The 25,791-nt window shown below is 73.2% G+C and carries 25 protein-coding genes; 15 read left to right on the forward strand and 10 right to left on the reverse strand.

Going from position 1 to position 25,791, the window contains the following annotated elements:
• Window positions 1-31: 31 nt before the first annotated feature.
• Window positions 32-754: a lysophospholipid acyltransferase family protein gene (locus IE311_RS11460; RefSeq protein ID WP_189831512.1), complete on the reverse strand. Its 723-nt coding sequence runs from the start codon at window positions 752-754 to the stop codon at window positions 32-34.
• A 235-nt stretch (window positions 755-989) separates the two neighbouring features.
• On the opposite strand from IE311_RS11460, the gene IE311_RS11465 reads away from it, so the two are divergent.
• The 5 genes from IE311_RS11465 (at window position 990) to IE311_RS11485 (ending at window position 5,521) form a co-directional block, all read left to right on the forward strand.
• Complete coding sequence (locus tag IE311_RS11465; protein WP_189831513.1) at window positions 990-1,301, forward strand: TlpA family protein disulfide reductase; 312 nt, start codon at window positions 990-992, stop codon at window positions 1,299-1,301.
• 197 nt (window positions 1,302-1,498) lie between these two features.
• Window positions 1,499-2,029 (forward strand): flavin reductase family protein, encoded by a 531-nt coding sequence (locus tag IE311_RS11470; protein WP_189831514.1) that lies wholly within the window; start codon window positions 1,499-1,501, stop codon window positions 2,027-2,029.
• A 199-nt stretch (window positions 2,030-2,228) separates the two neighbouring features.
• The gene (locus IE311_RS11475; RefSeq protein ID WP_189831515.1) at window positions 2,229-3,014 is read left to right on the forward strand and encodes an electron transfer flavoprotein subunit beta/FixA family protein; all 786 of its coding nucleotides are present in this window, start codon (window positions 2,229-2,231) and stop codon (window positions 3,012-3,014) included.
• Window positions 3,015-3,101: 87 nt separating this feature from the next.
• On the forward strand, window positions 3,102-4,064 hold the full coding sequence (locus tag IE311_RS11480; RefSeq protein WP_189831516.1) for an electron transfer flavoprotein subunit alpha/FixB family protein: 963 nt from the start codon (window positions 3,102-3,104) through the stop codon (window positions 4,062-4,064).
• A gap of 167 nt (window positions 4,065-4,231) precedes the next feature.
• Complete coding sequence (locus IE311_RS11485) at window positions 4,232-5,521, forward strand: DUF6986 family protein (protein WP_189831517.1); 1,290 nt, start codon at window positions 4,232-4,234, stop codon at window positions 5,519-5,521.
• Window positions 5,522-5,720: 199 nt separating this feature from the next.
• Here the strand turns inward: IE311_RS11485 and IE311_RS11490 are convergent, their stop codons facing one another.
• A complete protein-coding gene (locus IE311_RS11490) occupies window positions 5,721-6,755 on the reverse strand; it encodes a LacI family DNA-binding transcriptional regulator (RefSeq protein ID WP_189831518.1) in 1,035 nt (344 codons plus the stop codon).
• A gap of 131 nt (window positions 6,756-6,886) precedes the next feature.
• On the opposite strand from IE311_RS11490, the gene IE311_RS11495 reads away from it, so the two are divergent.
• Window positions 6,887-7,870, forward strand: coding sequence for an ROK family protein (locus IE311_RS11495; RefSeq protein WP_189831519.1), 984 nt, complete (start codon window positions 6,887-6,889; stop codon window positions 7,868-7,870).
• Between the two features lie 109 nt (window positions 7,871-7,979).
• On the opposite strand, the gene IE311_RS11500 is transcribed toward IE311_RS11495, so the two are convergent.
• On the reverse strand, window positions 7,980-8,162 hold the full coding sequence (locus IE311_RS11500; RefSeq protein WP_189831520.1) for a hypothetical protein: 183 nt from the start codon (window positions 8,160-8,162) through the stop codon (window positions 7,980-7,982).
• A gap of 137 nt (window positions 8,163-8,299) precedes the next feature.
• Here IE311_RS11500 and IE311_RS11505 point away from each other — a divergent pair, with 137 nt between their 5' ends.
• Window positions 8,300-9,334 (forward strand): NUDIX hydrolase, encoded by a 1,035-nt coding sequence (locus IE311_RS11505; protein WP_189831521.1) that lies wholly within the window; start codon window positions 8,300-8,302, stop codon window positions 9,332-9,334.
• Between the two features lie 148 nt (window positions 9,335-9,482).
• Here IE311_RS11505 and IE311_RS11515 read toward each other — a convergent pair whose 3' ends face one another.
• Complete coding sequence (locus IE311_RS11515; RefSeq protein WP_189831522.1) at window positions 9,483-10,163, reverse strand: MBL fold metallo-hydrolase; 681 nt, start codon at window positions 10,161-10,163, stop codon at window positions 9,483-9,485.
• A 119-nt stretch (window positions 10,164-10,282) separates the two neighbouring features.
• Complete coding sequence (locus tag IE311_RS11520; protein WP_189831523.1) at window positions 10,283-11,647, reverse strand: dipeptidase; 1,365 nt, start codon at window positions 11,645-11,647, stop codon at window positions 10,283-10,285.
• 417 nt (window positions 11,648-12,064) lie between these two features.
• Here IE311_RS11520 and IE311_RS11525 point away from each other — a divergent pair, with 417 nt between their 5' ends.
• Entirely contained in the window at window positions 12,065-13,516 is a 1,452-nt protein-coding gene (locus IE311_RS11525; protein ID WP_229901863.1) for a geranylgeranyl reductase family protein, read from the forward strand.
• An 85-nt stretch (window positions 13,517-13,601) separates the two neighbouring features.
• On the opposite strand, the gene IE311_RS11530 is transcribed toward IE311_RS11525, so the two are convergent.
• Window positions 13,602-14,105 (reverse strand): nitroreductase family deazaflavin-dependent oxidoreductase, encoded by a 504-nt coding sequence (locus tag IE311_RS11530; protein WP_189831525.1) that lies wholly within the window; start codon window positions 14,103-14,105, stop codon window positions 13,602-13,604.
• A 156-nt stretch (window positions 14,106-14,261) separates the two neighbouring features.
• Here IE311_RS11530 and IE311_RS11535 point away from each other — a divergent pair, with 156 nt between their 5' ends.
• From IE311_RS11535 to IE311_RS37075, 4 genes are all read left to right on the forward strand, one after another.
• Window positions 14,262-14,957, forward strand: a complete 696-nt coding sequence (locus tag IE311_RS11535) for a TetR/AcrR family transcriptional regulator (RefSeq protein WP_189831526.1) — start codon at window positions 14,262-14,264, stop codon at window positions 14,955-14,957.
• Window positions 14,958-15,064: 107 nt separating this feature from the next.
• A complete protein-coding gene (locus tag IE311_RS11540) occupies window positions 15,065-16,282 on the forward strand; it encodes a sensor histidine kinase (RefSeq protein ID WP_189831527.1) in 1,218 nt (405 codons plus the stop codon).
• Entirely contained in the window at window positions 16,279-16,944 is a 666-nt protein-coding gene (locus tag IE311_RS11545) for a response regulator transcription factor (protein ID WP_189831528.1), read from the forward strand. The genes IE311_RS11540 and IE311_RS11545 overlap by 4 nt, the downstream gene beginning before the upstream one ends.
• A 101-nt stretch (window positions 16,945-17,045) precedes the next feature.
• Entirely contained in the window at window positions 17,046-18,077 is a 1,032-nt protein-coding gene (locus tag IE311_RS37075) for a hypothetical protein (RefSeq protein ID WP_268257182.1), read from the forward strand.
• A gap of 139 nt (window positions 18,078-18,216) precedes the next feature.
• Here IE311_RS37075 and IE311_RS11555 read toward each other — a convergent pair whose 3' ends face one another.
• Complete coding sequence (locus IE311_RS11555; protein ID WP_189831529.1) at window positions 18,217-19,716, reverse strand: MFS transporter; 1,500 nt, start codon at window positions 19,714-19,716, stop codon at window positions 18,217-18,219.
• Between the two features lie 87 nt (window positions 19,717-19,803).
• On the opposite strand from IE311_RS11555, the gene IE311_RS11560 reads away from it, so the two are divergent.
• Window positions 19,804-20,202 carry a MarR family winged helix-turn-helix transcriptional regulator gene (locus tag IE311_RS11560; protein WP_189831530.1) on the forward strand — a complete coding sequence of 133 codons (399 nt, stop codon included), beginning with the start codon at window positions 19,804-19,806 and terminating at the stop codon, window positions 20,200-20,202.
• Window positions 20,203-20,220: 18 nt separating this feature from the next.
• On the opposite strand, the gene IE311_RS11565 is transcribed toward IE311_RS11560, so the two are convergent.
• Both IE311_RS11565 and IE311_RS11570 read right to left on the reverse strand, forming a co-directional pair.
• On the reverse strand, window positions 20,221-21,063 hold the full coding sequence (locus IE311_RS11565) for a maleylpyruvate isomerase family mycothiol-dependent enzyme (RefSeq protein ID WP_189831582.1): 843 nt from the start codon (window positions 21,061-21,063) through the stop codon (window positions 20,221-20,223).
• A 58-nt stretch (window positions 21,064-21,121) separates the two neighbouring features.
• On the reverse strand, window positions 21,122-22,348 hold the full coding sequence (locus IE311_RS11570; RefSeq protein ID WP_189831531.1) for an MFS transporter: 1,227 nt from the start codon (window positions 22,346-22,348) through the stop codon (window positions 21,122-21,124).
• A gap of 337 nt (window positions 22,349-22,685) precedes the next feature.
• Here IE311_RS11570 and IE311_RS11575 point away from each other — a divergent pair, with 337 nt between their 5' ends.
• Window positions 22,686-23,912, forward strand: a complete 1,227-nt coding sequence (locus IE311_RS11575) for an ROK family protein (RefSeq protein ID WP_189831532.1) — start codon at window positions 22,686-22,688, stop codon at window positions 23,910-23,912.
• A gap of 43 nt (window positions 23,913-23,955) precedes the next feature.
• Here the strand turns inward: IE311_RS11575 and IE311_RS11580 are convergent, their stop codons facing one another.
• Window positions 23,956-24,429 carry an SRPBCC family protein gene (locus IE311_RS11580; RefSeq protein WP_189831533.1) on the reverse strand — a complete coding sequence of 158 codons (474 nt, stop codon included), beginning with the start codon at window positions 24,427-24,429 and terminating at the stop codon, window positions 23,956-23,958.
• Between the two features lie 125 nt (window positions 24,430-24,554).
• Between IE311_RS11580 and IE311_RS11585 the strand changes: the two genes are divergently transcribed.
• On the forward strand, window positions 24,555-25,325 hold the full coding sequence (locus tag IE311_RS11585) for a class I SAM-dependent methyltransferase (protein ID WP_189831534.1): 771 nt from the start codon (window positions 24,555-24,557) through the stop codon (window positions 25,323-25,325).
• Window positions 25,326-25,791 lie beyond the last annotated feature (466 nt).

Genomic DNA, 25,791 nt, shown 5'->3' on the forward strand with positions numbered 1-25,791 from the left:
AACGGTGCCGTGGCGCGCGTCCGCGCTGCCGTCAGCCCGCTTCCTTGACCTGGGCGGGCGTCGGAGCCGTACCCCCGAGGTGCGCGGGCACCCACCACGTGTCGCTCGCGTCCTTGGGGCGGACCGGGTAGGCGCGCTGCGCGGCCTCCAGGAGCTCCTGACAGCGCTCGCGCAGCCGCCGGGTGATGGCACCCGCGTACTGGTCGGCTGGGGCCTCGACGGGCTCGCCGACGCGGATCGTCACCGGGATGTGGCTCCGCTTGAAGTTCCGCGGACGGCCCTTCGTCCAGACGCGCTGGGTGCCCCAGAGCGCCATCGGGATCAGCGGGACCCCGGCCTCCTGGGCGAGCCGCGCCGCACCGGTCTTGAAGCCCTTGAGCGTGAACGACTGGGAGATGGTCGCCTCGGGGAAGACGCCGATGATCTCGCCGGCGCGCAGCGACTCCAGCGCGTGCTTGTACGCGTGCTCGCCCGCCGAGCGGTCCACCGGGATGTGCTTCATGCCGCGCATCAGCGGTCCCGAGACCTTGTGCCGGAAGACCGAGTCCTTCGCCATGAAGCGGACGAGGCGCTTCTGCGGCAGTGCCGCCAGGCCCGTGAAGATGAAGTCCAGATAGCTGATGTGATTGGAGACGAGCACCGCGCCACCCGTGCGCGGGATGTGCTCCGAACCCTGCGTGTCGATCTTCAGGTCGAGCGCCTTGAACAGGGTCAGTGCGGCGCCGACGACCGGCCGATACACGAGTTCTGCCATCTGGGATGAACCCCTTCTTCCGTGCCCGGGGAGGGTTCTCCCGGCGAAGTTACGCAGCCGTAGGTTTTCGGCTTTGGGCAGATCGTGCCCCATGTGGGCCGCCGTGACCAGTCCAGGCGGCTTCGTACAGGGAGATTCTCGTCACTCGCGGTGGTCGTGGCGGGAATCGAACGCTTCCGTGCGACGCTGCACCTGGTGACACGCCGCCGAGACCGGAAGAAAAGAGGTGCGACGGGTGACCGCGACACTCGGACCCGAGGCGCTCGGCGCCGAACTGGGGGAGCGCGCCACCCTCGTCCAGTTCTCCACCGCCTTCTGCCAGCCCTGCCGGGCCACCCGCCGTACCCTCGCCGAGGTCGCCGCGATGGTGCCGGGCGTGGGGCACGTGGAGATCGACGCGGAGGAACGCCTCGATCTCGTACGCGAACTGGGCATCGACCGGACCCCCACCGTCCTCGTCCTCGACCGGACCGGAACCGTCGTCCGCCGGGCCACGGGGCAGCCGCGGAAGGTGGACGTCATCGCCGCCCTGGGGCGCGCGGTCTGACGTCGTGACACTTCTCCCACATCCCGGTACGCACTTGACTGCACGCGGCAACGATCGTCACCCTGGCGGAGTGCCCCCAGAACTCCTTCTCTACGGCCGGACCCACGTGGACCTGGCCCGCAACGCGAGCGCGCGCTGTCCGGGCGTCTGACGACCCCAGGACCTCTTCCATGCCGCCCTCGCAGAAGGACAACTCCATGACGGTTTCGTCAGACCTCCGAGTCGACGCCGTTCCCACCATCGGCGCACCCCGGCAGGCCTCTCCCGATCTGCTCCGCTCGGTCTTCCGCCGGCACGCGGCCGGTGTCGCGGTCGTCACCGCCCGCGGCGAGCGCCCCGTCGGCTTCACCGCGACCTCCCTCAACTCCGTCGCCGCCGACCCCCCGCTGATCTCCTTCGGGGTGGGCACCTCCTCCTCCAGCTGGCCCGTGCTCGCCGAGGCCGAGCACATCGGCGTCCACATACTCGGGGAGCACCAGCAGGATCTGGCCGCCACCTTCGCGCGGAGCGGCGCCGACCGTTTCGGCGAGGGGACCCGCTGGAGCGAGGGCCCCGAGGGAGTGCCCGTGCTCGACGACGTACTCGCCTGGCTGGTCTGCCGTGTGGTGGCCCGCGTGCCCGCCGGGGACCACCGGATCGTGATCGCGCAGGCGGTCGCCGGGGATCCCGACGGGGTGGGCCGGCCGCTCCTCTATCACCACGGGCGCTTCAACGCGCTGCGCGACTGAGAGTTCCCGCGCGCGCCGCTCTCCGCGCGTTGGGCAGATCACATCGCTGAGCGCTTGCTTACTGGTAACAGACTGGGTGTACTGGCGAGTAATATTTCGGTCGGGGCGTCCGGCGCCCCGACCGGAAACCCGCCCTTCAGGCGCCTATGCTGCGAGCAACAAGGCAGCCCAGTTATGACGATGCAGTAGGAGAGCCGGCGTGAGCTTGAGGATCGTTGTCTGTGTGAAGTACGTGCCCGACGCGACCGGAGACCGGAAGTTCGCCGACGACCTGACGGTCGACCGCGACGACGTCGACGGCCTGCTGTCGGAGCTCGACGAGTACGCGGTCGAGCAGGCGCTGCAGATCGCCGAAGAGGCGGACGACGCCGAGGTCACCGTGCTGACGGTCGGCCCCGAGGACGCCAAGGACGCGCTGCGCAAGGCGCTCTCCATGGGCGCCGACAAGGCCGTCCACGTCGAGGACGACGACCTCCACGGCACCGACGTGATGGGCACCTCGCTGGTGCTCGCCAAGGCGATCGAGAAGACCGGCTACGACGTCGTCATCGCCGGTATGGCCTCCACCGACGGCACCATGGGTGTCCTCCCGGCGATCCTCGCCGAGCGTCTGGGCGTCCCGCAGGTCACGCTCCTCTCCGAGGTGAAGATCGAGGACGGCAAGGTGACCGGCCGTCGCGACGGCGACAGCGCCTCCGAGCAGCTGGAGGCCTCCCTCCCGGCGGTCGTGTCCGTGACCGACCAGTCCGGCGAGGCGCGCTACCCGTCCTTCAAGGGCATCATGGCCGCCAAGAAGAAGCCGGTGGAGTCCCTGGAGCTGGACGACCTGGACATCGACGCGGACGAGGTCGGCCTCGCCGGCGCCTGGACCGCGGTCGACTCCGCCGCAGAGCGTCCGGCGCGCACCGCCGGCACGATCGTCAAGGACGAGGGCGAGGGCGGCAAGCAGCTCGCCGGCTTCCTCGCGGAGCAGAAGTTCATCTAAGAGGCAGTCTCGCGGGCCGGAGGTTCTTCCGAGGCCCGCGCGAGCCCCTCAGACCGCCCCTTTTCGTTCGCAGGAGATTGAAGTCCCATGGCTGAGATTCTCGTCTACGTCGACCACGTCGACGGAGCCGTCCGCAAGCCCACCCTCGAGCTGCTGACCCTCGCCCGCCGCATCGGCGAGCCGGTCGCCGTCGCGCTGGGCACCGGCGCCGCGGACACCGCCGCCGTCCTCGCCGAGCACGGCGCGGTGAAGGTCCTGACGGCCGACGCCCCCGAGTTCGCCGAGTACCTCGTCGTTCCCAAGGTCGACGCGCTCCAGGCCGCGTACGAGGCTGTTTCCCCGGCCGCCGTGCTCGTCCCGTCCTCCGCCGAGGGCAAGGAGATCGCGGCCCGCCTCGCGGTCCGTATCGGCTCCGGCATCATCACCGACGCCATCGACCTGGAGGCCGGTGACGAGGGCCCGGTCGCGACGCAGTCCGCGTTCGCCGCCTCCTTCACCACCAAGTCCCGTGTCTCCAAGGGCACCCCGGTCATCACGGTCAAGCCGAACTCGGCTCCCGTCGAGGCCGCCCCCGCCGCCGGCGCGGTCGAGACCCTCGCGGTCTCCTTCGGCGCGCTGGCCACCGGCACCAAGGTGACCGCCCGCACCCCGCGCGAGTCCACCGGCCGTCCGGAGCTGACCGAGGCCGCGATCGTGGTCTCCGGCGGCCGTGGCGTCAACGGTGCCGAGAACTTCGCGATCATCGAGGCGCTCGCCGACTCGCTCGGTGCCGCCGTCGGCGCCTCGCGTGCCGCGGTCGACGCCGGCTGGTACCCGCACTCCAACCAGGTCGGCCAGACCGGCAAGTCGGTCTCGCCGCAGCTGTACATCGCGTCGGGCATCTCCGGCGCGATCCAGCACCGCGCGGGTATGCAGACCTCGAAGACGATCGTCGCGATCAACAAGGACGCCGAAGCGCCGATCTTCGACCTCGTCGACTACGGCGTCGTGGGCGACCTCTTCGACGTCGTCCCGCAGCTGACCGAAGAGGTCAAGTCCCGCAAGGGCTGAGCTCGGTAGGCTTGACCTGCGATTCTGTACGGTCCGGGGGCCGCGTGGTGATCATCACCGCGCGGCCCCCGGCCGTTTCGGACACCCATTGACGTGGGTCCCGACGGACTACTAACTTCGCTATACGGATTTTTGATTCCGTGAAGCGGAAAACAGGAGGATGTGGGATGGGTCAGCAGGAGAAGGTGTCGACGAGCCTCGCGGGCACGGTCAGCGAGGGCATCAGCGCCTCCCTCGCGGAGGTGGACGCCGAGCTGGACCGCCGCTACCCGGGAGACCCCGGCACCCGCCAGCCCGTCCACACCGTCTATGTCCCCGGCAACGTCTTCGACGCCGGAACGATCCGCTCCTGGGGCGACCAGGCCCTCGCCGCCCTCGACGAGCACGCTCCCGACGCCCACTCCTTCGCCGCGGTCCTCGGCCTCTCCGACGACCTCGCCGAGGACGTCTACGGCCGCGTACGCGCCAAGCTGGAGCGCGAGCCCATCGAGGACCTCCGGGTCGACTTCGAGGACGGTTACGCCGGCCAGGACGAGGACCAGGACGCCGCCCGCGCCGCTCGGCTGATCTCGGAGGCGTACGCGAAGGGCACCGCCGCCCCGTACATGGGCATCCGGATGAAGTGCATGGAGTCCGCCGTACGCGACCGCGGCATCCGCACCACCGACGTCTTCCTCACCGGCCTCCTGGAGAACGGCGGCCTCCCCGAAGGCCTCGTCCTCACCCTCCCCAAGGTGACCTACCCCGAGCAGGTCACCGCCTTCGTCCGGCTCCTGGAGGCCTTCGAGAAGGCCCACGGCCTCGACGCCGGCCGCCTCGGCTTCGAGATCCAGATCGAGACCAGCCAGTCCATCCTCGCCACCGACGGCACCGCCGCCGTCGCCCGCATGATCGGCGCCGCCGAGGGCCGCGCCACCGGACTGCACTACGGCACCTTCGACTACAGCGCCTGCCTCGGTGTCTCCGCCGCCTACCAGGCCAGCGACCACCCGGCCGCCGACCACGCCAAGGCGATCATGCAGGTCGCCGCCGCGGGCACGGGCGTACGCGTCTCCGACGGCTCCACCAACATCCTCCCGGTCGGCTCCACCGAGCACGTCCACGAGGCCTGGCGCCTGCACTACGGCCTCACCCGCCGCGCCCTCTCCCGCGCCTACTACCAGGGCTGGGACATGCACCCGGGCCACATCCCCACCCGGTACGCCGCGGTCTTCGCCTTCTACCGCGAGGGCTTCGAGGCGGCCGCCAAGCGGCTCTCCGCCTACGCCAACCACGCGGGCGGCGACGTCATGGACGAGCCCGCCACCGCCAAGGCCCTCAGCTCCTACCTGCTGCGCGGCATCGACTGCGGAGCCCTCGACACCGCCGAGGTCGACGCGCTCACCGGTATGAACCGAGCCGCCCTCGACCGCTTCGCGGCCCCGCGCCGCGGCGATCTGACCGCTTCCGCGGAGTAGCGGGACCCGGTCCGGGCCGGCGGGCGGCTGCGGCCGTGGTCGGTCCGGGCGACGGGTTGCCGTGGGGCCGGGCCGGGCCCCCGAACCGCCGTGGCCGGTCGGGGCCGCCGCGTCGGGGGCCGGGGCGGCCTTCGTGCGGGGCACTACGGCCGTCGGCCCGGCCCTCGCTCGGGCGGCGGGCCCCGGGTAGGCCCTTCGCTCAGGCGGCAGTCGGCGGGATCTCGCCCGATCCGCGGGCGAGGAGCGTGGTGCCGAGAACCACCCGCTCCGGCGCCTCGTCGGCCCCGTCGAGACGCCGGAACAGCCGCTCCGCCGCCGTCCGGCCGAGCGCGGCGGCGTCCTGGGCGATGACCGTGACACCGAGCAGATCGGCCAGCTCGATGTCGTCGAAGCCGACCAGCGCGACGGGCCGCGGGTGCTCGGCGAGCGCGCGGACCACCGTGACCATGACCCGGTTGTTTCCCGCGAAGAGCGCCGTCACGGGCTCCGGCGCGGCCAGCATCTCCCGTACGGCCGTCCGCACCCGCTCGGGGTCCGTGGAGCCCGGCGAGACCCAGGCGTCCTGGACCGGCAGGCCCGCGTCCTCCATCGCCGCGCGGTAGCCGCGCAGCCGCTCGGCCGCGGTGTGGATCCGGGGGCGGTCGCCGATGAAGCCGATGCGGCGGTGTCCGTGGGCGATCAGATGCGCCACTCCGTCGCGGGCCCCGCCGAAGCTGTCGGAGAGGACGGCGTCGGCGTCGATGAGTCCGGCGGGACGGTCGACGAAGACCGTCGCGACACCCGCCCGGATCTCCGGCTCCAGATAGCGGTGGTCGTCCCCGGCGGGAATGACGATCAGCCCGTCGACCCTGCGCGCGCAGAGCGCGAGGGCCAGCTCCTGCTCCCGGCCGGGGTCCTCGGCGCTGGAGCCGTTGATGAGGAGGGCGCCGTGTGCCCGCGCGACCTCCTCGACCGCCCGGCTGAGCGGCCCGTAGAAGGGGTCGGCGAGATCCTCGAGGACGAGTCCGACCGTGGCGGTCCTGCCCTTGCGGAGCACCCGCGCGCTGTCGTTGCGGCGGAAACCGAGGATCTCGATGGCCTCCTGGACCCGGCGCTCGGTTTCGGGGGTGACCCCCGGCTCGCCGTTGACGACCCTGGACACCGTCTTCAGGCCGACCCCGGCGCGCGCGGCGACGTCCTTCATCGTGGGCCGGTTGCCGTAGCGGTGCTCAGGGCGGCGGGCGATGTCGGCCACGATGTGCGATTCCTCCGTCGGTGCTCGGTGTTCCTGCCCGAAGCATAGGGCCTGGACAACGTTGTCACGGCAGGGGAGACTGTAAGGAACACCGTTCCGTCCGCCCGTCGCCGACTGGAGACCCCGCGCCCATGCAGACCGACCCCGCCACGGGCCCCGTCGACGGTCTCGTCGTCGCTCTCGACATCGGCGGCACCAAGATCGCCGGCGCCCTGGTCGACGCCGAGGGTCGCATCCGTGTCCGCGCGCAGCGGCCCACTCCCGCGCGCGAGGCCGGCGAGACGGTGATGCGCGCGGTCGAGGACGTCCTCGCCGACCTCATGGCCTCCCCGCTGTGGGACGCCGCGGGAGCCGTCGGCATCGGCAGCGCGGGCCCCGTCGACGCGTACCGCGGGACCGTCAGTCCGGTCAACGTGCCCGGCTGGCGCGACTATCCGCTCGTCGAACGGGTCCGCCGGGCGACGGACGGACGGCCCGTCGTCCTGGTCGGCGACGGCGTCGCCATGACGGCCGCCGAGCACTGGCTCGGAGCCGCCAGGGGGCACGACAACGCCCTGTGTCTCGTGGTCTCCACGGGCGTCGGCGGCGGCCTCGTTCTCGGTGGCCGTGTCCACCCCGGCCCCACCGGCAACGCCGGTCACATCGGCCACATCGTGGTGGACATGGACGGCGAGCTCTGCGCCTGCGGCGGGCGCGGCTGCGTCGAGGGCATCGCCAGCGGCCCGCGGCTCGCCCGCCGCGCACGGGAGAACGGCTGGCGCCCGGGGCCCGACGGCGACGTCTCCGCCGCCGCCGTGGCCGCCGCGGCGCACGCGGGGGACCCGGTCGCCCTCGCGTCCTTCGAGCGGGCCGCCCAGGCGCTGGCGGCGGGCATCGCCGCGACGGCCGCCCTCGTCGAGATCGACATCGCTGTCGTCGGCGGCGGGGTCGCGGGCGCGGGCGAGATCCTCTTCGCCCCGCTCCGACGCAGCCTCGCCACGTACGCCACGCTCTCCTTCGTACGGAAGCTGACGGTCGTCCCGGCCCTGACGGGCACCGACGCGGGGCTTCTCGGCGCCGCGGCGGCGGCCTCGTCCACCGGCGGCGGGGGAGCGTGGCCGGGCGGGGCTTCCTGACCCGGCGGACCGACGGCGGGCAGCCACCGACCGGGGCACCCGTACTCGCGCCCGGGTCCTGGGCCCACGGCCCGACGGCGGGCGCCGCGGCCCGGGCCACCCGCGCGCCTCACTCCTCCCGTACCCGCTCCGCCGTCCGCTGCTCGACGATCACCAGGAACGTGTCGGACTCCAGATCCATCACGACCCGGGCCGGCACCCCCTCGTCGCGCCGCGCACCGGCGAACTCCTCCGCCGGCCAGCTGCCCCGCGGGCCGCCGGCCGGAAAACGCTCGAGAACCCTACGACTCATTCTCCGCACCCCCTCGTGCTTGCCGTTCTCAACGACAGCCGCGCGGAAGTGTCACGCACATGCCCAGACGTCTGTTCGTGGTTTTCGTGGCAGGGTGTTGCGGGCAAGCCACAGGGGGCTACCGAAGAGGGGGAATCGTGATCGTCTGGATCAACGGGACGTTCGGTGCGGGGAAGTCCAGCACCGCGCGCGAGCTGGTCGATCTGATCCCGAACTGCACGTTGTACGACCCCGAGGACACCGGTGGCGCACTGCGCCGGCTCCTGCCGGCCAAGCGGCTCGCCGAGGTCGAGGACTACCAGGACCTGCCGATCTGGCGACGCCTGGTGGTCGACACCGCGGCCGCGCTGCTCGCCGAGGTCGGCGGTGTCCTGGTCGTCCCGATGACGCTGCTGCGCCAGGAGTACCGGGACGAGATCTTCGGCGGGCTCGCCGCCCGCCGCATCGAGGTGCGCCATGTCCTGCTGGCTCCGGAGGAAACGATCCTGCGCCAACGGATCGACGACCGCGCGGAGTACGGCGACCCCGAGGTCGACGCCCGCGTCCGGGAGTGGTGTCATCAGCACCTCCCGCCGTACCGGGCCGCCCTCGACTGGCTCTCCGCCGACGCGTACGTCGTCGACACCTCGGCGCTCACCGTGCCCGAGACCGCCCGGTCCGTCGCCGACGCCGTCCAGACCGGCCTCGCCACGCCCTGCGGCATCGTCCAGACCCCCGAACCGACCGGCGAGACCGTCGCCGCCGGTGTGCTGCTCTTCGACGAGCAGGACCGCTTCCTGCTCGTCGACCCCACCTACAAGCCCGGCTGGGAGTTCCCCGGCGGTGTCGTCGAAGCCGGCGAGCCCCCGGCCCGTGCCGGTATGCGCGAGGTGGCCGAGGAGATAGGTCTCGAACTCGACGCCGTACCCCGCCTGCTCCTCGTCGACTGGGAACGGCCCCGGCCGCCCGGCTACGGAGGACTGCGTCTCCTCTTCGACGGCGGCACGCTCGGCCCCGCCGACACCGCCCGGCTCCACCTCCCCGGCGCCGAACTCCGCGACTGGCGCTTCGTCACCGAGGAGGAGGCCGCCGACCTCCTGCCCCCGGTCCGCTACCGCCGCCTCCGCTGGGCCCTGCGCGCCCGCGAAGGCGGCACGGTGCTCAATCTGGAGGCGGGAGACCCGGTCGGCTGACGACGGGGTCTCGTGCTCGGCGGGTCCGGCGGGTCCGGCGGGTCCGGCGGGTCCGGTCGGTTCGGCGGGTTCGGCGGGTTCGGTCGGTTCGGCGGGTTCGGTCGGTTCGGCGGGTTCGGTCGGTTTCGCGGGTCCGTCCGGACAGTCGCTACGCCACCGCGGCCGCGAGGCGGTCCGCCGTGTCCTCGGTCACCGGAGCGCCGTGGCCGCAGCACAGCACCGAAGGCGCCAGCTTCGCGAGAGCCCGCATCGACTCCATGGCGAGCGCACGGTCGACGTGGAACACGCCGAACGTCACGTCCCGCACCGTCGCCACCGTGTCCCCGGTGAACAGCACGCCGTGGCGCGGCAGGTGCACGGCGATCGAACCGGGAGTGTGCCCCGGGGTGTGGACCACGACCGCGCCGTCGCCGAAACCGAGCTCCTCGCCGTCCTCGACCTCGCGGTCCACCCGTGTCGGCGGTGCCTCCGGCACGGTCAGACCGTGCTCGAACAGGGGGAGCTCCCAGTCCAGGAGATCGGGCTCGGGCACCGGCGCCTCGCCCCGGATCACCGGCGCGTCGAGCCGGTGCGCCAGGATCTCGGCGCCGTGACGGTCCGCGAGCTCCTGCGCGGCGCCCACGTGGTCCCGGTGGCAGTGCGTCAGCACGATCCGGCGCAGCCGGTCCGGGTCCAGACCGGCCGCCCGTATCGCCTCCGCCGTCCCGGTCGCCGTACCGGCCCAACCGGCGTCGATCAGAGTCGACTCCTCCTCGTCCTGCCAGAGATAGGCCTGTCCGATGGAGTGGTCGAGGAGGTGGAGGCGCGGGGTGATCCGGATGGGTTCCATACGGCGAACCTACGTATCCCCGCAGGTCCGGCGGAGGCTTCTACGCTCTCGGCGAGCTTCGCCGAACGCGGAATTCGACAGCCCGCCGCAAGCCGGTCCGGTCCGGGACGGAAACCGTGTCAGACCTTCTTCGAGTGCGCGTAATTGAGCAGGAAGTGCGCCTCGGCCACCGACAGGCGCTCCAGCTCCTCGGGCGACACGGACTCGTTCGGCGCGTGGATCTGCGCCTCCGGCTCGCTGAGCCCGATCAGCAGGATCTCCGCCTCCGGGTACAGCTCGGCCAGCGTGTTGCACAGCGGGATCGAGCCGCCCATGCCGGCCGTCTGCATCTCCTCACCGGGGTACGCGACCCGCATCGCCTCGGCCATCGACGCGTACGCCGGGCTCGACGTGTCCGCCTGGAACGGCTGGCCCTGGCCGACCTGCTCCAAGGACACCCGGGCGTTCCACGGGGTGTGCTTCTCGATGTGCGCGAAGAGCAGCTTCGTCGCCTCGGCCGCGTCCTGGCCCGGCGGCACCCGCAGGCTGATCTGGGCACGGGCGGAGGAGGGGATCGACGGGGTCGCCCCGGCCACCGGGTGGCAGTCGATGCCGACGACGGTGACGGCGGGGCGGGCCCAGATCCGGTCGGCGACCGTGCCGGCGCCCGGCAGGGCCACGCCCGCGAGGACCTTGGCGTCCTGCCGGAAGTCCTGCTCCGGGTACTGCAGGCCCTCCCAGGCCTTGTCGCCCGGCAGCCCGTCGATGACGGTCGAACCGTCGGGGCCGCGCAGCGAGTCCAGTACGCGGATGAGCGCGGCCAGCGCGTCCGGCGCGGCGCCACCGAACTGGCCGGAGTGCAGGTTGCCCTCGAGAGTGTCGATCCCCACCCGGATCATCGTCATGCCGCGCAGGGTCGCGGTCACCGTCGGCAGCCCCACCCGGAAGTTGCCCGCGTCGCCGATCACGATCGCGTCGGAGGCGAGCAGCTCGGGGTGCTGCTCGGCGTACCGCTCCAGACCGCCGGTGCCCTGCTCCTCCGAACCCTCGACGATCACCTTGACCGTCACGGGGACGCCGCCGTTCGCCTTCAGGGCGCGCAGTGCGAGGAGGTGCATCACGACACCGCCCTTGCAGTCGGCCGCGCCACGCCCGTACCAGCGCCCGTTCCGCTCCGTCAGTTCGAACGGCGGGGTGAGCCAGGCGGACTCGTCGAGCTTCGGCTGCACGTCGTAGTGCGCGTAGAGCAGGACGGTCGGCGCGCCGGCCGGGCCGGGCAGGATGCCGTACACCGACTGCGATCCGTCCGGGGTGTCGAGCAGCGCCACGTCCTGGAAGTCCTCGGCGCGCAGGGCGTCGGCGACCCAGCCGGCCGCGCCTTCGCACTCGCTCCGGGGCGCCACGGCCTCGTCCGCCACCGACTCGAAGGCCACCAGCTCCGTGAGCTCGTCCTTGGCACGGGGCATCAGGGACCGGACGGTCTCGGCGATCGGATTCGAGGTCATGGGCACGCTCCTGGTGGGTGCGACGTTTACGACGTGAGGGGTGCGTTCGGCGTATGTCGTGGTACGGCGAACGCACCGCCGATCCTACGGCGCGGGCCTCTGGCTACCGCGCCGTAGGATGCGTCAGGAGCAGACCACCGGTCGGATCAGGAGCAGAAGCACATCGTGAGCAGCGAGCACGCAGAGAACGCCGGTCCGGAGAACACCGCGCCCGAAGGCGCGGCTCCTGAGGGCATCGGTGTGGAGGCGGCGGCGGACGCGGGCCCGGCCGCAGTGTCGGACGAGGTCGCGGAGCCGGCGGCCGAACGCGGCACGGACGGCGGCGCGTCGGCGCTGCCGACGGCGTCGACCGGGGCGACCGCGCCCACCGGGACGGCGGAGACGGCCGAGGCGGCGGGGACGGATCCGTCCGCCGAGGTGGAGCGGCGGGCCGAGGAGGTCGAGTCGGCCGAGGTCTGGGACGTGGTCGTCGTCGGCGCGGGTCCGGCCGGCGCGTCGGCGGCCTACGCGGCGGCCGTGGCAGGACGCCGGGTGCTGCTTCTGGAGAAGTCCGAGCTGCCCCGGTACAAGACCTGCGGTGGCGGCATCATCGGCCCCTCCCGCGACTGTCTGCCGCCCGGCTTCGAACTGCCCCTCCAGGACCGGGTGCACGCCGTCACCTTCTCCCTGGACGGACGCTTCGCCCGCACCCGCCGCTCGCGCAAGATGCTCTTCGGGCTCATCAACCGCCCGGAGTTCGACGCGCAGCTCGTCGAGCACGCGCAGAAGGCCGGCGCCGAGCTCCGGACCGGAGTCACGGTGAGCCGTGTCGAGCAGCACGGCCCGGCGGTCCCCGACCGGCGGACCGTCGCCGTGGTCCTCGCCGACGGCGAGACCGTACTGGCGCGCGCCGTCGTCGGCGCCGACGGCAGTGCCAGCCGGATAGGCGCTCATGTCGGGGTGAAGCTCGGTCAGGTCGACCTGGGCCTCGAGGCGGAGATCCCCGTGCCGCCGTCCGTCGCCGAGGACTGGAAGGGCCGTGTCCTCATCGACTGGGGCCCGATGCCGGGCAGTTACGGATGGGTGTTCCCCAAGGGCGACACCCTGACCGTCGGCGTCATCTCGGCGCGCGGCGAGGGCGCGGCCACCAAGCGGTACATGGAGGACTTCGTCGCCCGGCTCGGCCTCTCCGGCTTCGAGCCGACGATCTCCTCGGGCCATCTGACGCGCTGCCGTACGGACGACTCGCCGCTCTCCCGCGGCCGGGTCCTCGTCTGCGGTGACGCGGCCGGGCTCCTGGAGCCGTGGACGCGAGAGGGGATCTCGTACGCGCTCCGCTCCGGCCGGCTCGCGGGCGAGTGGGCGGTCCGGGTCGCGGAGGCGAACGACGCGGTCGACGCCCGGCGTCAGGCCCTGAACTACGCCTTCGCCATCAAGGCCGGGCTCGGTGTCGAGATGGCTGTCGGCCGTCGGATGCTCGCCCTCTTCGAGCGGCGGCCGGGACTGCTGCACGCGACGCTCACGGGGTTTCGGCCCGCGTGGAACGCGTTCGCGGACATCACCCGGGGCTCGGCGACGCTCGGCGGCATGGTCCGCTCGAACGGCATGGCCCGGCGGGCGCTCGAGATCCTGGACCGGCGGATGGACACCTCGTCGGGCGTCGGCCCGGCGGGCCGGGGGGTCGGGCAGCGGGAGCGGTCGGCCACGCAGGACGAGGCGCCGCAGGAGCCGAAGGACGCGACCGCCGAGGCGATCGTCCCCGAGGGGCCGACGTCCCCGGGGGAGTCCGGGGCTTCCGCCGCTTCCGGAACCTCTGAGAACTCAGGAACCCCTGAGAACTCCGGGACCTCCGCGGCTCCCGGGGCGCCGGATGCCCCGGAAGTCGTCTGACGGTTCGACGGACGTGTCGATGCGGACGTACGCCCCGGTGTACGCGAGGTGAGTGCGACGGGCGGGCTCCGCCGCTCCGGCCGGTTCATGCGGCCGGGGTGGTGGGGCCCGTCGGCGTGACGCGGAAGACCGGGTGCTTCGGGGCGATGGCGCGCAGCTCCGCGTCGGAGGAGTCGGGGCCGACGCCGCCGAAGAAGACACCGACCTCGGCCTTCCAGCGCTTGAGGTAGGCGCGCAGCAGTGCGGGCTTGTCGTCGTCGGCCACCTCGACGACGGTGAACTCCTGCACGTGCTTGCCGAGGATCAGCTGTCCGCCGCCGGCGGCCCGCATGTTGTGGGTCCACTGGACGTGGCCGCGGGGGGCCACGAGGTAGCGGCTGCCGTCCAGCGTCAGGAGGTTGACGGGGGTACGGCGCCACTCGCCGCTCTTGCGGCCGCGGACGGCCAGGACGCGGGAGCCCCAGACGCTGATGCCGCGGCGGGTCAGCCAGGCGACGGTGGGGTTGAGGAGGTTCACCGTGATCCAGCCGGGCTTCATGACGTGGGCGGCGGGGGTGGAGCCGTTCGAGCCGGTGGGCTGGGCGGACATGGTTCCTCCTGCGGAATCAACGGGTGACTGCTGACCACCAGAGCAAACTGTGAGCGCTGCTCTCGCTTGAGATCAGTGTGCATGAATCGCTGCTCTCAAGCAAGAGCAGTGCTCTCGTTTCGTATCGCTGCTCTGAAAGTGGATACACTGCTCTCCATGACGACCGTTCGAGGAGCCCGCGCCCGCGCCCGTATCGAGATCACCGCCGCCATCAAGGACGAGGCCGGCACCCAGCTGGCGGCCGAAGGCGCCGCCAAACTGTCCCTGCGGGCCGTGGCCCGCGAGCTCGGCATGGTGTCCTCCGCGCTCTACCGCTACTTCCCGAGCCGCGACGACCTCCTCACGGCACTGATCGTCGACGCGTACGACGCCGTCGGCGCCGCCGCCGAACAGGCCGCCGCCGAGACCGCCGGGCAGCGCCCGCTGGACCGGTGGACCGCCGTCTGCCGGGCGGTCCGCGCCTGGGCGGTCGACCACCCGCACGAGTACGCCCTGATCTACGGCTCCCCGGTGCCCGGCTACACGGCCCCCGAGGACACCATCGGCCCGGCCTCGCGCGTCGGCCTCGTCCTCATCGAGACCGCGCGCGGCGCCCACACGGGAGAGGGCGTCGCCCTTCCTCCGCTCCCGGAAGGACTCCGCCCCGAAGCCGCCCGGCTGGCCGCCGATCTCGCACCGGATCTGCCGCCGGCCCTCGCGGTCATGCTCGTCTCCGCCTGGTCGCAACTGTTCGGCCTGGTCTCCTTCGAGGTGTTCGGGCACTTCCACAACATCGTCGAGGACCGCGACGCCTTCTTCGCGGCGGCCGCCCGGAGGCTCGGCCAGGACGTGGGCCTGCTGCCGCGCGGCTGAGTCCGCGACGGCCGTCGTGGTCCGAGCCGTCTACTCCCCCGGGAGTAGGGGCGACCACCCCGCCGGGCTGACGTTTTCGCGGGTCGGGCGCGGCTAGCGTGGCGGGCATGGAACAGGAGCGGACGGGCGGACTCGTCCCGTGGGGCCGGTGGCGGCGAGGAGACGGTGGACCGGGGCTGCCCTGGCGGTCCACCGTGCTGATCGCCGTGGTCGTCATGGCGGGGACCGGCTTCGCCGCCCGGAACCAGCCCGACCGGGAGGCGCTCGACGCGCTCGGGCGCGTCCTGCTGCTCCTCGCGGCGGCGCCCTTGTTGTTCCGTCACCGGTGGCCGGTGCCGGTGGTGTTCACCGTCGCGGCCGTCACCCTCGGGTACCTGGTGGCCGGTTACCCGTACGGACCGGTCTTCGGCATGATCGCCGTCGCCTGCTTCGCGGCCGTCGTGCACGGTCACCGTACCGCCGCCGCGTGGGCGCTCGGCCTTCTGTGGGCAGGCCATCTCCTGCTCTCCCACTGGCTCTACCGCTGGCTGCCCCCGGCGGGAGACGGTCCCGCCCCCTGGGGGCAGGAACTCCCGGCGGCCGCCTTCGCCGTCGCCGTACTGGCCGCGTCCGAGACGGTCCGGGTGCGGCGTGAGCAGCGGGCCCAGCTGCGCGCCGACCGGGCTGCCGCCGAGCGGCGGCGGGCCGACGAGGAGCGGCTCCGTATCGCCCGAGAACTCCACGACGTGCTCGCCCACTCGATCTCCGTGATCCATGTGCAGGCAGGAGTCGGCCTCGCCCTCCTCGACTCCGACCCCGAGCAGGCCCGTTCCGCGCTGACCACCATCAAGGCGGCCAGCAAGGAGGCGCTCGGCGAGGTGCGTCAGGTCCTCGACACCCTCCGTACCCGGGGAGACGCACCCCGCGCCCCCGCCCCGGGGCTCGGCCGGCTCCCCGAACTCGTCGAACAGGCCGCCGCCGCGGGCCTCGCCGTCACCGTCACGACGGCCGGTCCGCGGACCGATCCGCCGCCCGGTGCCGACCTGGCCGCCTTCCGGATCGTCCAGGAGGCGCTCACCAACGTGGTGCGCCACTCCGGTTCCCGTACGGCCCGGGTACGGATCGGGTACGGCTCCGGGCACCTGGCTCTGACGGTCGACGACGACGGTCCCGCCACCGGCACCGAGGCGGGCGGCAGCGGCAACGGACTCGCCGGCATGCGGGAGCGAGCCGCGGCCCTCGGTGGCACGATCGACGCGGGTGCCCGCCCGGACGGCGGCTTCCGTGTCCACGCCGTGCTCCCGCTCCGCCGAGAAGAGTCCCCGTCACCGCAGGAGTCCCCGTGATCCGTGTGCTGCTCGCCGACGACCAGTCGCTGGTCCGGGCAGGGTTCCGCGCGCTGCTCGACGCCCAGCCGGACATCGAGGTGGTGGGGGAGGCCGCCGACGGGAGCGAGGCCGTGGAGCAGGTGCGCGCCGTGCGCCCCGATGTGGTCCTCATGGACATCCGGATGCCGCGCCTCGACGGCCTGGAAGCCACTCGCCGGATCACCGACGACCCGGACCTGGGGGAGATCCGGGTCGTCATGCTGACCACCTTCGAACTCGACGAGTACGTCTTCGAGGCGATCCGCGCCGGTGCCTCCGGCTTTCTCGTCAAGGACACCGAGCCCGAGGAACTGCTGAGGGCCGTGCGCGCCGTCGTCCACGGGGACGCGCTGCTCTCCCCGGGCGTCACCCGCCGCCTGATCGAGGAGTTCGCAGCCCGCTCCAAGGCCCCGGCGGCCACGGCCGCGCTCGGCGCCCTGACCGAGCGGGAGCGGGAGGTGATGGCCCTGGTGGGCATCGGCCTGTCGAACGAGGAGATCGCCCGCAGGCTGGTCGTCAGCCCGCTCACCGCGAAGACCCACGTCAGCCGTGCCATGGTGAAACTCGGCGCCCGGGACCGGGCTCAACTCGTCGTCCTCGCCTACGAGTCCGGCCTGGTCCGGCCTGGCTGGCTGGGCTGAACGGGCCCTGGCCCGGGTCGCCTCGTCCGATGTGCGCCCGACCGACCGAGACGGCGGGCCCGGCATGATCGAATCGTCGGGGATTCGGCGGGGGGTGTGGTGTGAGGGACTGGCGGACCGATCCGACGTTCGCGATGTGCCGGGCGCTGGCGGACGGAGCGGATCCGGCCTCGTTCGCGGGAGGCGCGTTCGACGTGCGGGCGGTGGTGGCCGGCATCCGGTCCGGTGCTCGGCACGGGGTGCTCCTCGACGCCGTCCCGTGGGGGAACTTCCCCCACGGCGGCGATGCCCGGGAGGCCGTTCATCTGCTGCGCACCGGCGCGGACTCCGCTCGTACCCCGACGGACGTGCTGGGGGGCCTGTGCGCCAACGACAGCCGGGCCGCCGCCGCCCTCGCCGTACCGTTCCTGATCCCCCTCGCCGCCGATGCCCACCACCCCCACCGTGCGGCCGCCCTCGCCGTACTCTCCGGCCCGGCCCGCGCCCGGCACCACGGCGTCGCCTCCCGCGACGAACTCCTTCTCCACCGCAACGATCCTCGGCACCACGCCCCCGACGGATACGACGGCTACGGCGTCGAGGTGACGGGCTACCCGGCAGGCTGGTCGGTGGCCGCCGCCCGGGCCGCGATCACCGCCGGCGCACCCGTACTCCTGCCGCTTCTCGGCGACTCCGACCCCGCCATCCGCAGGGACGCCGCCTACGCCCTGGCCACCGCCGCCGACCCCGACCGCGCGATCCGAACCGCTTTCGCCACCGGGTTCGCCACCGAGCGCGACGCCATGGTTCGCGCCGCCCTGCTCCTCGCCGCCGCCGAGACCACCCGGGCTCACGTACAGCCGTCGGCCGTCTCGTGGTTCCGCGAGCGGTGGCAGGACCGGACCGAGGCCCCCGAAGCCCGTCTGGCCGCGGGGATCGGCTGGCTCTGCCTCACGGATGAGCCCGCCCCCGAGGACCTCCACCGCACCGTCGACACCTTCGCCACGGACGAACGCGCGCACGCCATGGAGGTCCTGCCGTGGATGTACGCCGCCGCCGGAACCGGTGAACCGGGACTCCTGCGCTGCGTTCGCCGCATGCTCCACCCCGAAGAGCCCGAACCGTGCGACGATCCCTGGGGCTCCTCACCCTGAGCGACCGGCTTCGGCCCCGTTCGCGCATCGGCTTCGGCCCCGTTCGTGCACCGGCTGGTGAGGCCGCGGGCGTCCGCACCGCCCCACACCGGGAACGTCACGGCATGGGGCGAGACGGACCCTGGTTCTCGGACGCGACCTAGTCGCGGACCGAGACCTTCTCGGGCGAGCCCTCGGGCACGGTGGAGCGTGCCACCACGACCGAGGCCCCGTCGCCCCGCAGCCGCTGCTTCCGGAGCCCCGGCAGGGTGATGAGAAGTCCGGCCAGGGCGATGACCGTGACCACGGCGAGGCCGGGGCGGTAGGCGTCCAGGGTCGCCTGCGGGGAGGAGGCCCCCGCGCTGCCGTCCGCCGTGATCACGGCGGTGATGACGGCGAGGAACAGGGCGCCGCCGACCTGGATCGAGGTGTTGAGCAGTCCCGAAACCATGCCCTGCTCGTGGTCGTCCACCCCGTTGGTGGCCTGGATGTTCAGCGAGGGGAACACCAGCGCGCACGCCGCGCCGAGCAGCAGCATCGACGGCAGGATGACGGCGGCGTACTGCGGGGTGAGGGAGATTCGCAGGAAGAGCGCGTACGCGACGACCAGCAGTGTGAAGCCGACGGCGATCACCCGGGGGGTGCCGAAGCGGTCGACGATCCCGCCGATCTTCGTGGAGGAGAGCGCCACGAGCACACCGGCGGGGAGGAAGGCGAGGGCCGTCTGGAGCGCCGACCAGTGGAGCAGGGACTGCATGTACTGGGTCACGATGAACTGGAAGGCGACGTACGAGCCGAAGAACGCGGCCGCGCCGAGCTGGGCCCGGACCTGGGAGCCGGAGCGCAGCACCCCGAGCCGTACGAGGGGGCTCGCGCTCCGCCGTTCGATCAGGACGAAGGAGACGAGCAGGGCGGCGGCGACCAGGAAGGACAGCAGCGTGCGGGCGGAGGTCCAGCCCGCCTCCGGGGCCTGGACGACGGTGAAGACGAGCAGCAGCATCGCCGCCGTGCCGGTGACGGCTCCCGGCAGGTCGTAGCCGCCGGAGGAGTTCTCGCGCGGGCTGTGCGGGATGAGGCGCAGGGCGAAGACGAGGGCGACGAGGGCGACGGGCGCGGGGAGCAGCATCGTCCAGCGCCAGCTCAGCTCGGTGAGGAGTCCGGAGAGGACCAGGCCCATGGAGAAGCCGGTGGCGGCGCAGGTGGTGTAGATGGACAGGGCCCGGTTGCGCTGCGGGCCTTCCTTGAACGTCGTGGTGATGATCGACAGGCCGGCGGGGGCGGTGAAGGCGGCGCTCAGGCCCTTGATGAACCGGCTGGCGATCAGCAGCGGCCCGGAGTCGACGAGCCCGCCGAGCAGGGAGGCGAGCGCGAACACGGCGAGGGCGACGAGGAAGACCCGCCGTCGGCCGAGGAGGTCCGCCGCACGGCCGCCGAGGAGCAGCAGTCCGCCGTAGCCGAGGATGTAGCCGCTCACGATCCACTGGAGGGTGGCGGTGGAGAGGCCGAGGTCGGTGGCGATCGAGGGCAGGGCGACGCCGACCATGGAGACGTCGAGCGCGTCGAGGAACATCGCGGCGCAGAGCACGAGCAGGGTGCCCCAGAGACGCGGACTCCAGCGTTCCTGGACGGAGTTGGGTGCGTCGGTGAGCGGAGAGGTCATGAGCAGCACGGTACATGCGCATGCATTGAATGCAAGTGCATTTAATTCTTGTGCAACAAAAGGGGTCGCTTCTGCTAACGTGCGGTCATGGCAGCGAACAAGTCCGAACGCGCGCTCGTGGACGAGTGGCGTGACGTCCTCGCCCTGCACGCCCGTACGACCTGTGAGCTCGACCGGGCGCTCCATCCGTACGGACTCGGTGCCAGCGACTTCGAGGTTCTCGACGTGCTCGCCGAGGGCGCGGCGGAGGACGGCCCGGCGTCCTGGCGCGTCCAGGAGCTGGCCGGGCGGGTCCATCTCAGCCAGAGCGCCCTGTCCCGACTGGTCGCACGCCTGGAGAAGGACGGCCTGGTCCTGCGGGGGATGTGCCCCGAGGACCGGCGCGGTGTCCAGGTGAAGGTGACGGAGAAGGGCCTCGCCCGTCATGCCGAGGTGCGCCCGCTCCAGCGGGACGTCCTGACCCGGATGCTGGACGGGACGGCCTGACGGGTCGGAGACCCGGGATCAGCCGATCCCGGAGGTCTCGTGCCACAGCCGTGCGACCTCCGCGTCGCCGGTGAGCGTCACGGAGCCGGCGGGTCGCGTGGAACCGGCGGGCGTCACGGGCCCGGTGGGTGCCACGGCCCCGGTGGGCCGCACGGACCCGGCGGGTGCCAGGGGTCCCGCGGGCAGCCGGTTCCACAAGGTCAGGTACACCAGGTCGGCCGGCCCGCTCAGCTCCGTGTCCGCGTCCGGCGCGGCGACCCGGTGATCGACCCGCTCCGCCCGGGGCGGCTCCGTCGCCGAGAGCCGTACGAGCCAGTCGTCGCCGGTGTCCGTCGCCCGTACCCGCAGGATCCGCGGCCCTGCCGTACGTACCCGGCTGCTGTCCCGGCCGTGGAGCAGGCACAGCAACTCGTCGATGCCGTCGGCCGCGAGCGCCGGGTCGACCCGCCCCGGGCCGCTCGGGAGGGCCGACTCCGCGTCCGCGCGGTGGACGGTGGTCTCGTGCGCCTGCCGCCGCGCCCAGAAGGCGAGGGGCGAGGGCGCCGGGAGGAAGGTCCAGCACACGAGGTCCTCGGGCGCCGCGCGCAGGGCGGCGACCAGCCCCGTGTGTCCTTCTCGGTAGTACGCGAGCAGCTCCTCGCCGTCGAGCTCCGTCTCGGCGGCGCCCGGTTCGTACGAGGTGCGTGGCCGGACCACGGTCTCCGTGGCCCAGCGATGCACCATCGAGGTGTGCCGCAGGAGGTCCCGGACCCGCCACCCCGGACAGGTGGGCACCTCCGCGTCCGGCCCGGCGGCGGCCGCCGCCTCCGCGAGCGAGCTGCCGGCGGTCTCCACCGCGTCGAGGTACTCCGCGATCTTCATGCTTCCCCCGGTCGTCTCCATGGGGCGGATTCTCGCAGTCGTCGAGCGGGTCCGGCGCTCAATTCGCCTGTGGCGCTCCGGCGTTCCGTGCCCAGTAGCCCATCGCGGCGGCACCGGCGGCGAGCGCCGCGACCGTCGTGAGTGCCACCGGCAGGGAGAACCAGTCGGCCAGGAATCCGATGGACGGCGGGCCGAGCAGCATCCCTCCGTAGCCGAGCGTGGAGGCCGTCGCCACACCGCCGGGACCGGCGACGGCGCCCGCGCGGGCCACGGCGACGGGGAAGATGTTGGCGAGACCCAGGCCGGTGATCGCGAAGCCCAGCAGCGTGGCCCAGACGGTGGGCGCGAGCGCGCCGAGCAGCATGCCGACGGAGGCCGTCGCACCGCCCAGGACGAGGGTCCGGGTCTGGCCGAGGCGTTCGAGCAGGGCGGTGCCGGAGAGGCGTCCGGCGGTCATGGTCAGTGCGAAGACGGAGTACCCGGCGGCGGCCACGCCGGGATGTGCGTCGAGATCCTGTTCCAGGTGCAGCGCGCCCCAGTCGGCGAGAGCCCCCTCGCCGTAGGCCGTGCAGAGCGCGATCACCCCGAAGACCAGCACCGTACGGCGGGCTCCGCCCGGGGTCACGCGCTCCGTGTCCCGTACCGGTGCGAGGGACTCGGGAGGCGCGGGCGAGGGGTGGCGCAGGAGTACGGGCCCGGCGACGGCCGTCAGGGCCAGGCCGACGACGGTCAGGCCCAGCAGGTGGGCGGTCGGGGACAGGCCGCCGGCGAGCAGTCCGCCGAGGCCCGCGCCGATCATGCCGCCGAGGCTGAAGGCGGCGTGGAAGCTGGGCATCACCGGACGCCGGAGCGCGGTCACGAGATCGACGGCGGCGCTGTTCATGGCGACGTTGATCCCGCCGTACGCGGCGCCGAAGACGAGCAGGACGAGGCCGAGGGCGAGCGGGGACCGGGTGAGCGCCGGCAGGGCGACGGACAGGGACAGCAGTACGGCGGTGGCGACGGTGACGGCGTGGGAGCCGTGGCGCCGGCAGAGCCGGCCGGTCAGCGTCATGGTGATGACGGCGCCGGCGGACACCCCGAGAAGGGCGAGGCCGAGGTCACCGGCCGAGGCGCCGGTCTGCTGCTTGACGGCGGGAATCCGGACGACCCAGCCGGCGAACAGGAAGCCGTCGAGGGCGAAGAAGAGGGTCAGGGCGAAGCGGAGGCGGGACAGGGAGTGGGTGGCGGTGTCTCCGCCGGAGCCCCCCGGTACGACCGTCCGTACTTTGTTTAGTAGCGGCACAAACTCAGGATAGGGGTCACCGGCGGATGCAATCAAGCGGGCGAGGCGCATCGGGCGGGAACGACGGCCTGCCCCGGCACCGCTCGACTCGCCCCGGCACCGTTCGACGCGAGCCCGGTCCCGCTCGACGCGCCCCGGCCCCGCCGCCACCGTGCTCGACGCGCCCCGGTCCTGCTCCACTGGCTCCGGTCCTGCTGGACCCGCCCGGTCCCGCTCGACCCGACCGCCCCCGCCCTCTCGCGACCTCGATCCGCCACGACCGGCCGAGAGCCGCCGGGCCGTCGCCCGACCCCGCCCCGGCATCACCCGACCCCTCGATCATGGGAGACTCCACCCCATGAACGGCAAGGCGACGACGACCCGGACACGGCTGGACAGGGGGCGCAACGCGCTCGGCCCCGCACTGGAACTGGTGCACACGGGCAGGGCGCCGACCCGAGCGGTCCTCACCGCCGAACTCGGCGTCACCCGGGCCACCGCCGGCGCGGTCGCCGCCGAACTGGAGGCCCTCGGCCTCATCCGCGTCGACTCCAACCCCGGCGCCGCCGCCGGCTCCCAGGGACGCCCCTCGCACCGCCTCGCCGTCGACGAGAAGGGCCCCGTCGCCCTCGCCGCCCAGGTCCACGCCGACGGCTTCCGTGCCGCCCTCGTCGGTCTCGGCGGCACCATCGTGGCCACCGCCCCCGGCTGTGTCACCGTCTCCGCTGACCCCGCCCAGGTCCTCGGCGCCGTCGTCGACGCCGGAGCGGCACTGCTCCGGGAGAGCGGCCGCCGCTGCGTCGGCGCGGGACTCGCCGCCCCCTCGGCCGTGGCCGAACCGGAGGGCACCGCGCTCAACCCGCTGCACCTCGCCTGGCCCGCCGGAGCGCAGGTGCGGGAGATCTTCGCCGAGCGGGTACGGGCCGCGGGCATCGAGGGCCCCGCCTTCACCGGCAACGACGTGAACCTCGCCGCCCTCGCCGAGCACCGGCACGGCGCGGGGCGCGGCGCCCGGGACCTGCTCTGCGTGGCCACCGGCCACCGCGGCGTCGGCGGCGCGCTCGTCCTCGACGGCCGCCTTCACACCGGCAGCGCGGGCCTCGCCCTGGAGGTCGGCCATCTCACGGTGAACCCGGAGGGCCGCCCCTGCCACTGCGGCAGCCGCGGCTGCCTGGACGTCGAGACCGACCCGCTCGCCTTCCTCACGGTCGCGGGCCGCGCCCCCGGACCCGAGGTCTCGCTGCTCCAGCAGTCCCGTGACCTGCTGCGCACCAGCCCCGATGACCCGGGTGTCCGGGTCGCCGTGGGGGAGCTGATCGACCGTCTGGGGCTGGGCCTGGCCGGGCTGGTGAACATTCTCAACCCGGACCGGATCATCCTCGGCGGCCTCCACCGCGAGCTCCTCGACGCGGACCCCGAGCGTCTCCGCGCGGTCGTCGCCGACCGCAGCCTCTGGGGCCGCAGCGGCGGCGTGCCGATCCTCCCCTGCACCCTGGACCACAACAGTCTCGTCGGTGCCGCGGAGCTGGCGTGGCAGCCGGTCCTCGACGACCCGCTGGCGGCGCTGAGCCGCGAGCGGGTCTGAGCCCGGACCTCCCGCTCACCCTGCGGATCGGCGTGCCCCTCGCTCACCCCTGCGGATCGGCGCGGCCCTCGACCAGTGCGGCGAGCCGGTCCAGGGCCGTCCGGGTGCCCGCCTCGTTGTCGGCGGGAGGCACGGCGTCGGGCACCCCTTCGTGGACGAGGAGCACGTCCGTCCCGCCCTCCAGGGCGATCAGCGTGGTGGTGAGGGTCATGGGGCCCCGCAGCCCGGGGTCCTCCGTCTCGAACTCGGAGATCTCGACCACGCGTTCGTCGGGCAGCAGTTCCACGAAGCGCCCGTGGTACGTGTCCGTGTGCGCCCCCGACTTGCCGGTGCCGTCGGCCGTGTCGTAGGTCAGCGAGACGCGGAAGGTGCCCCCTTCGCGCGCGTCGAACTCGTGCACCTCGCAGGTCATTCCGTGCGGAACCCGCCAGCGCGCGACGGCCTCCGGGTCGAGAAGCGCCCGGTAGACGGCCGAGGGCGGGGCGTCGACATGACGGGACACGCGCGTGGTGTACATCCCTCCCAGGCTAGGCGGTGTCCGGCGGCATCGCCTTCCCGACCGTGCGGGACACGGGCAGGGAGTCCCTCCGGCGGCGAAAATCTCTGGCCGGTGGAGCGGTGAACCCCGTAGCGTTCCCCCTCATGATCACTTCCGAATCCGAGCTTCCCCCGCGTCTCGGCAGCCTCACCTTCCACAGCCCGCTCTCCGAGGCCCGGGCCACCCGCATCTTCGAGAGGCTCGCCGCCGCCGGGCCGGCCGACGTGCTCGACATCGGCTGCGGATGGGGCGAGTTGCTGCTCCGCGTGCTGGAGGCCGCCCCGGCGGCCAAGGGCGTGGGGATCGACATCAACGCCGAGGACCTGGCCCGTGGCCGTGCCCTCGCCGAGTCCCGTGGCCTCGGCGACCGGGTCGAGTTCGTGGAGGAGTCGGCGCTCGGTACCGACCGGGGACCCGTCGACGCGATCCTCTGTCTCGGGGCGAGCCAGGCCCTCTGCGACCCGGAGCAGCCGCACGAGCCCGCCGTCGCCCTGCGCGAACTGCGCCGCCTGGTCCGTCCCGGGGGCCGGGTCGTGCTGGGGGAGGGCTTCTGGGAGCGCAGTCCCACGGACAAGGAGCTCGCCGCGATGTGGCCCGGCGCGAGCGCGGACGACCACCTGTCCCTCGGCGCCCTCGTCGACCTCGCGATCGAGGCGGGATTCCGGCCGGCGTGGATCGAGACGGCGGGCGTGGAGGAGTGGGAGGAGTTCGAGTCGGGCTACCGGTACGACACCGAGGTCTGGCTCGCCGCCCACCCGGACCACCCGCTCGCCGCGGAGACCCGGGAGCGCGTCGACCGGCAGCGCTCGACCTGGCTGAACGGCTACCGGGGCGTTCTCGGCATCGCCTACCTGACGCTCGTCGCCGTGGCCTGATCCACCGTTCCCGGGGCCGACGGCCCACCCCGGACGGCCCGCCGGGCCGCCGGGCTCGGGTCACGTACGTCCCGAGCCCCGGTTCGGCGCGGTCGTCCCGAGCCCCGGTTCAGCGGGGTGGCCCCGAGCCCCGTGCGGCGCGGTCGTCCCGGGCCCGGCTCACCACCGGCGTCCCGGGCCCAAGTCACCCTGCCCCGGCGCGGACAGATGCAGCACCCGGAAGCGCCCGCCCTCGTCGGCGGGCGCTTCCGGGTCCGCCCACAGGGTGAGGGTGGATGCTGTGGCGTTCCTCGCAGCCTTCGGTACTCCCGAGCCGCCCCCGCCCGCTCCTCGCTCTGGCGGTCCGCGCGGAGTCGACGTGGCGAGCTCTGGAGGTCGCGGAAGCCTGAGCGCGGGCGCCGCCCTGTATCGCGAGCGACACCGCGTCGACGAGGCCGGCAACCGGCCCGCGAAGAAGCCTGTGCCG

Origin of the sequence: Streptomyces zaomyceticus (assembly GCF_014656215.1) — a bacterium.
In the GTDB taxonomy this organism is placed as follows: Bacteria; Actinomycetota; Actinomycetes; order Streptomycetales; family Streptomycetaceae; genus Streptomyces; species Streptomyces zaomyceticus.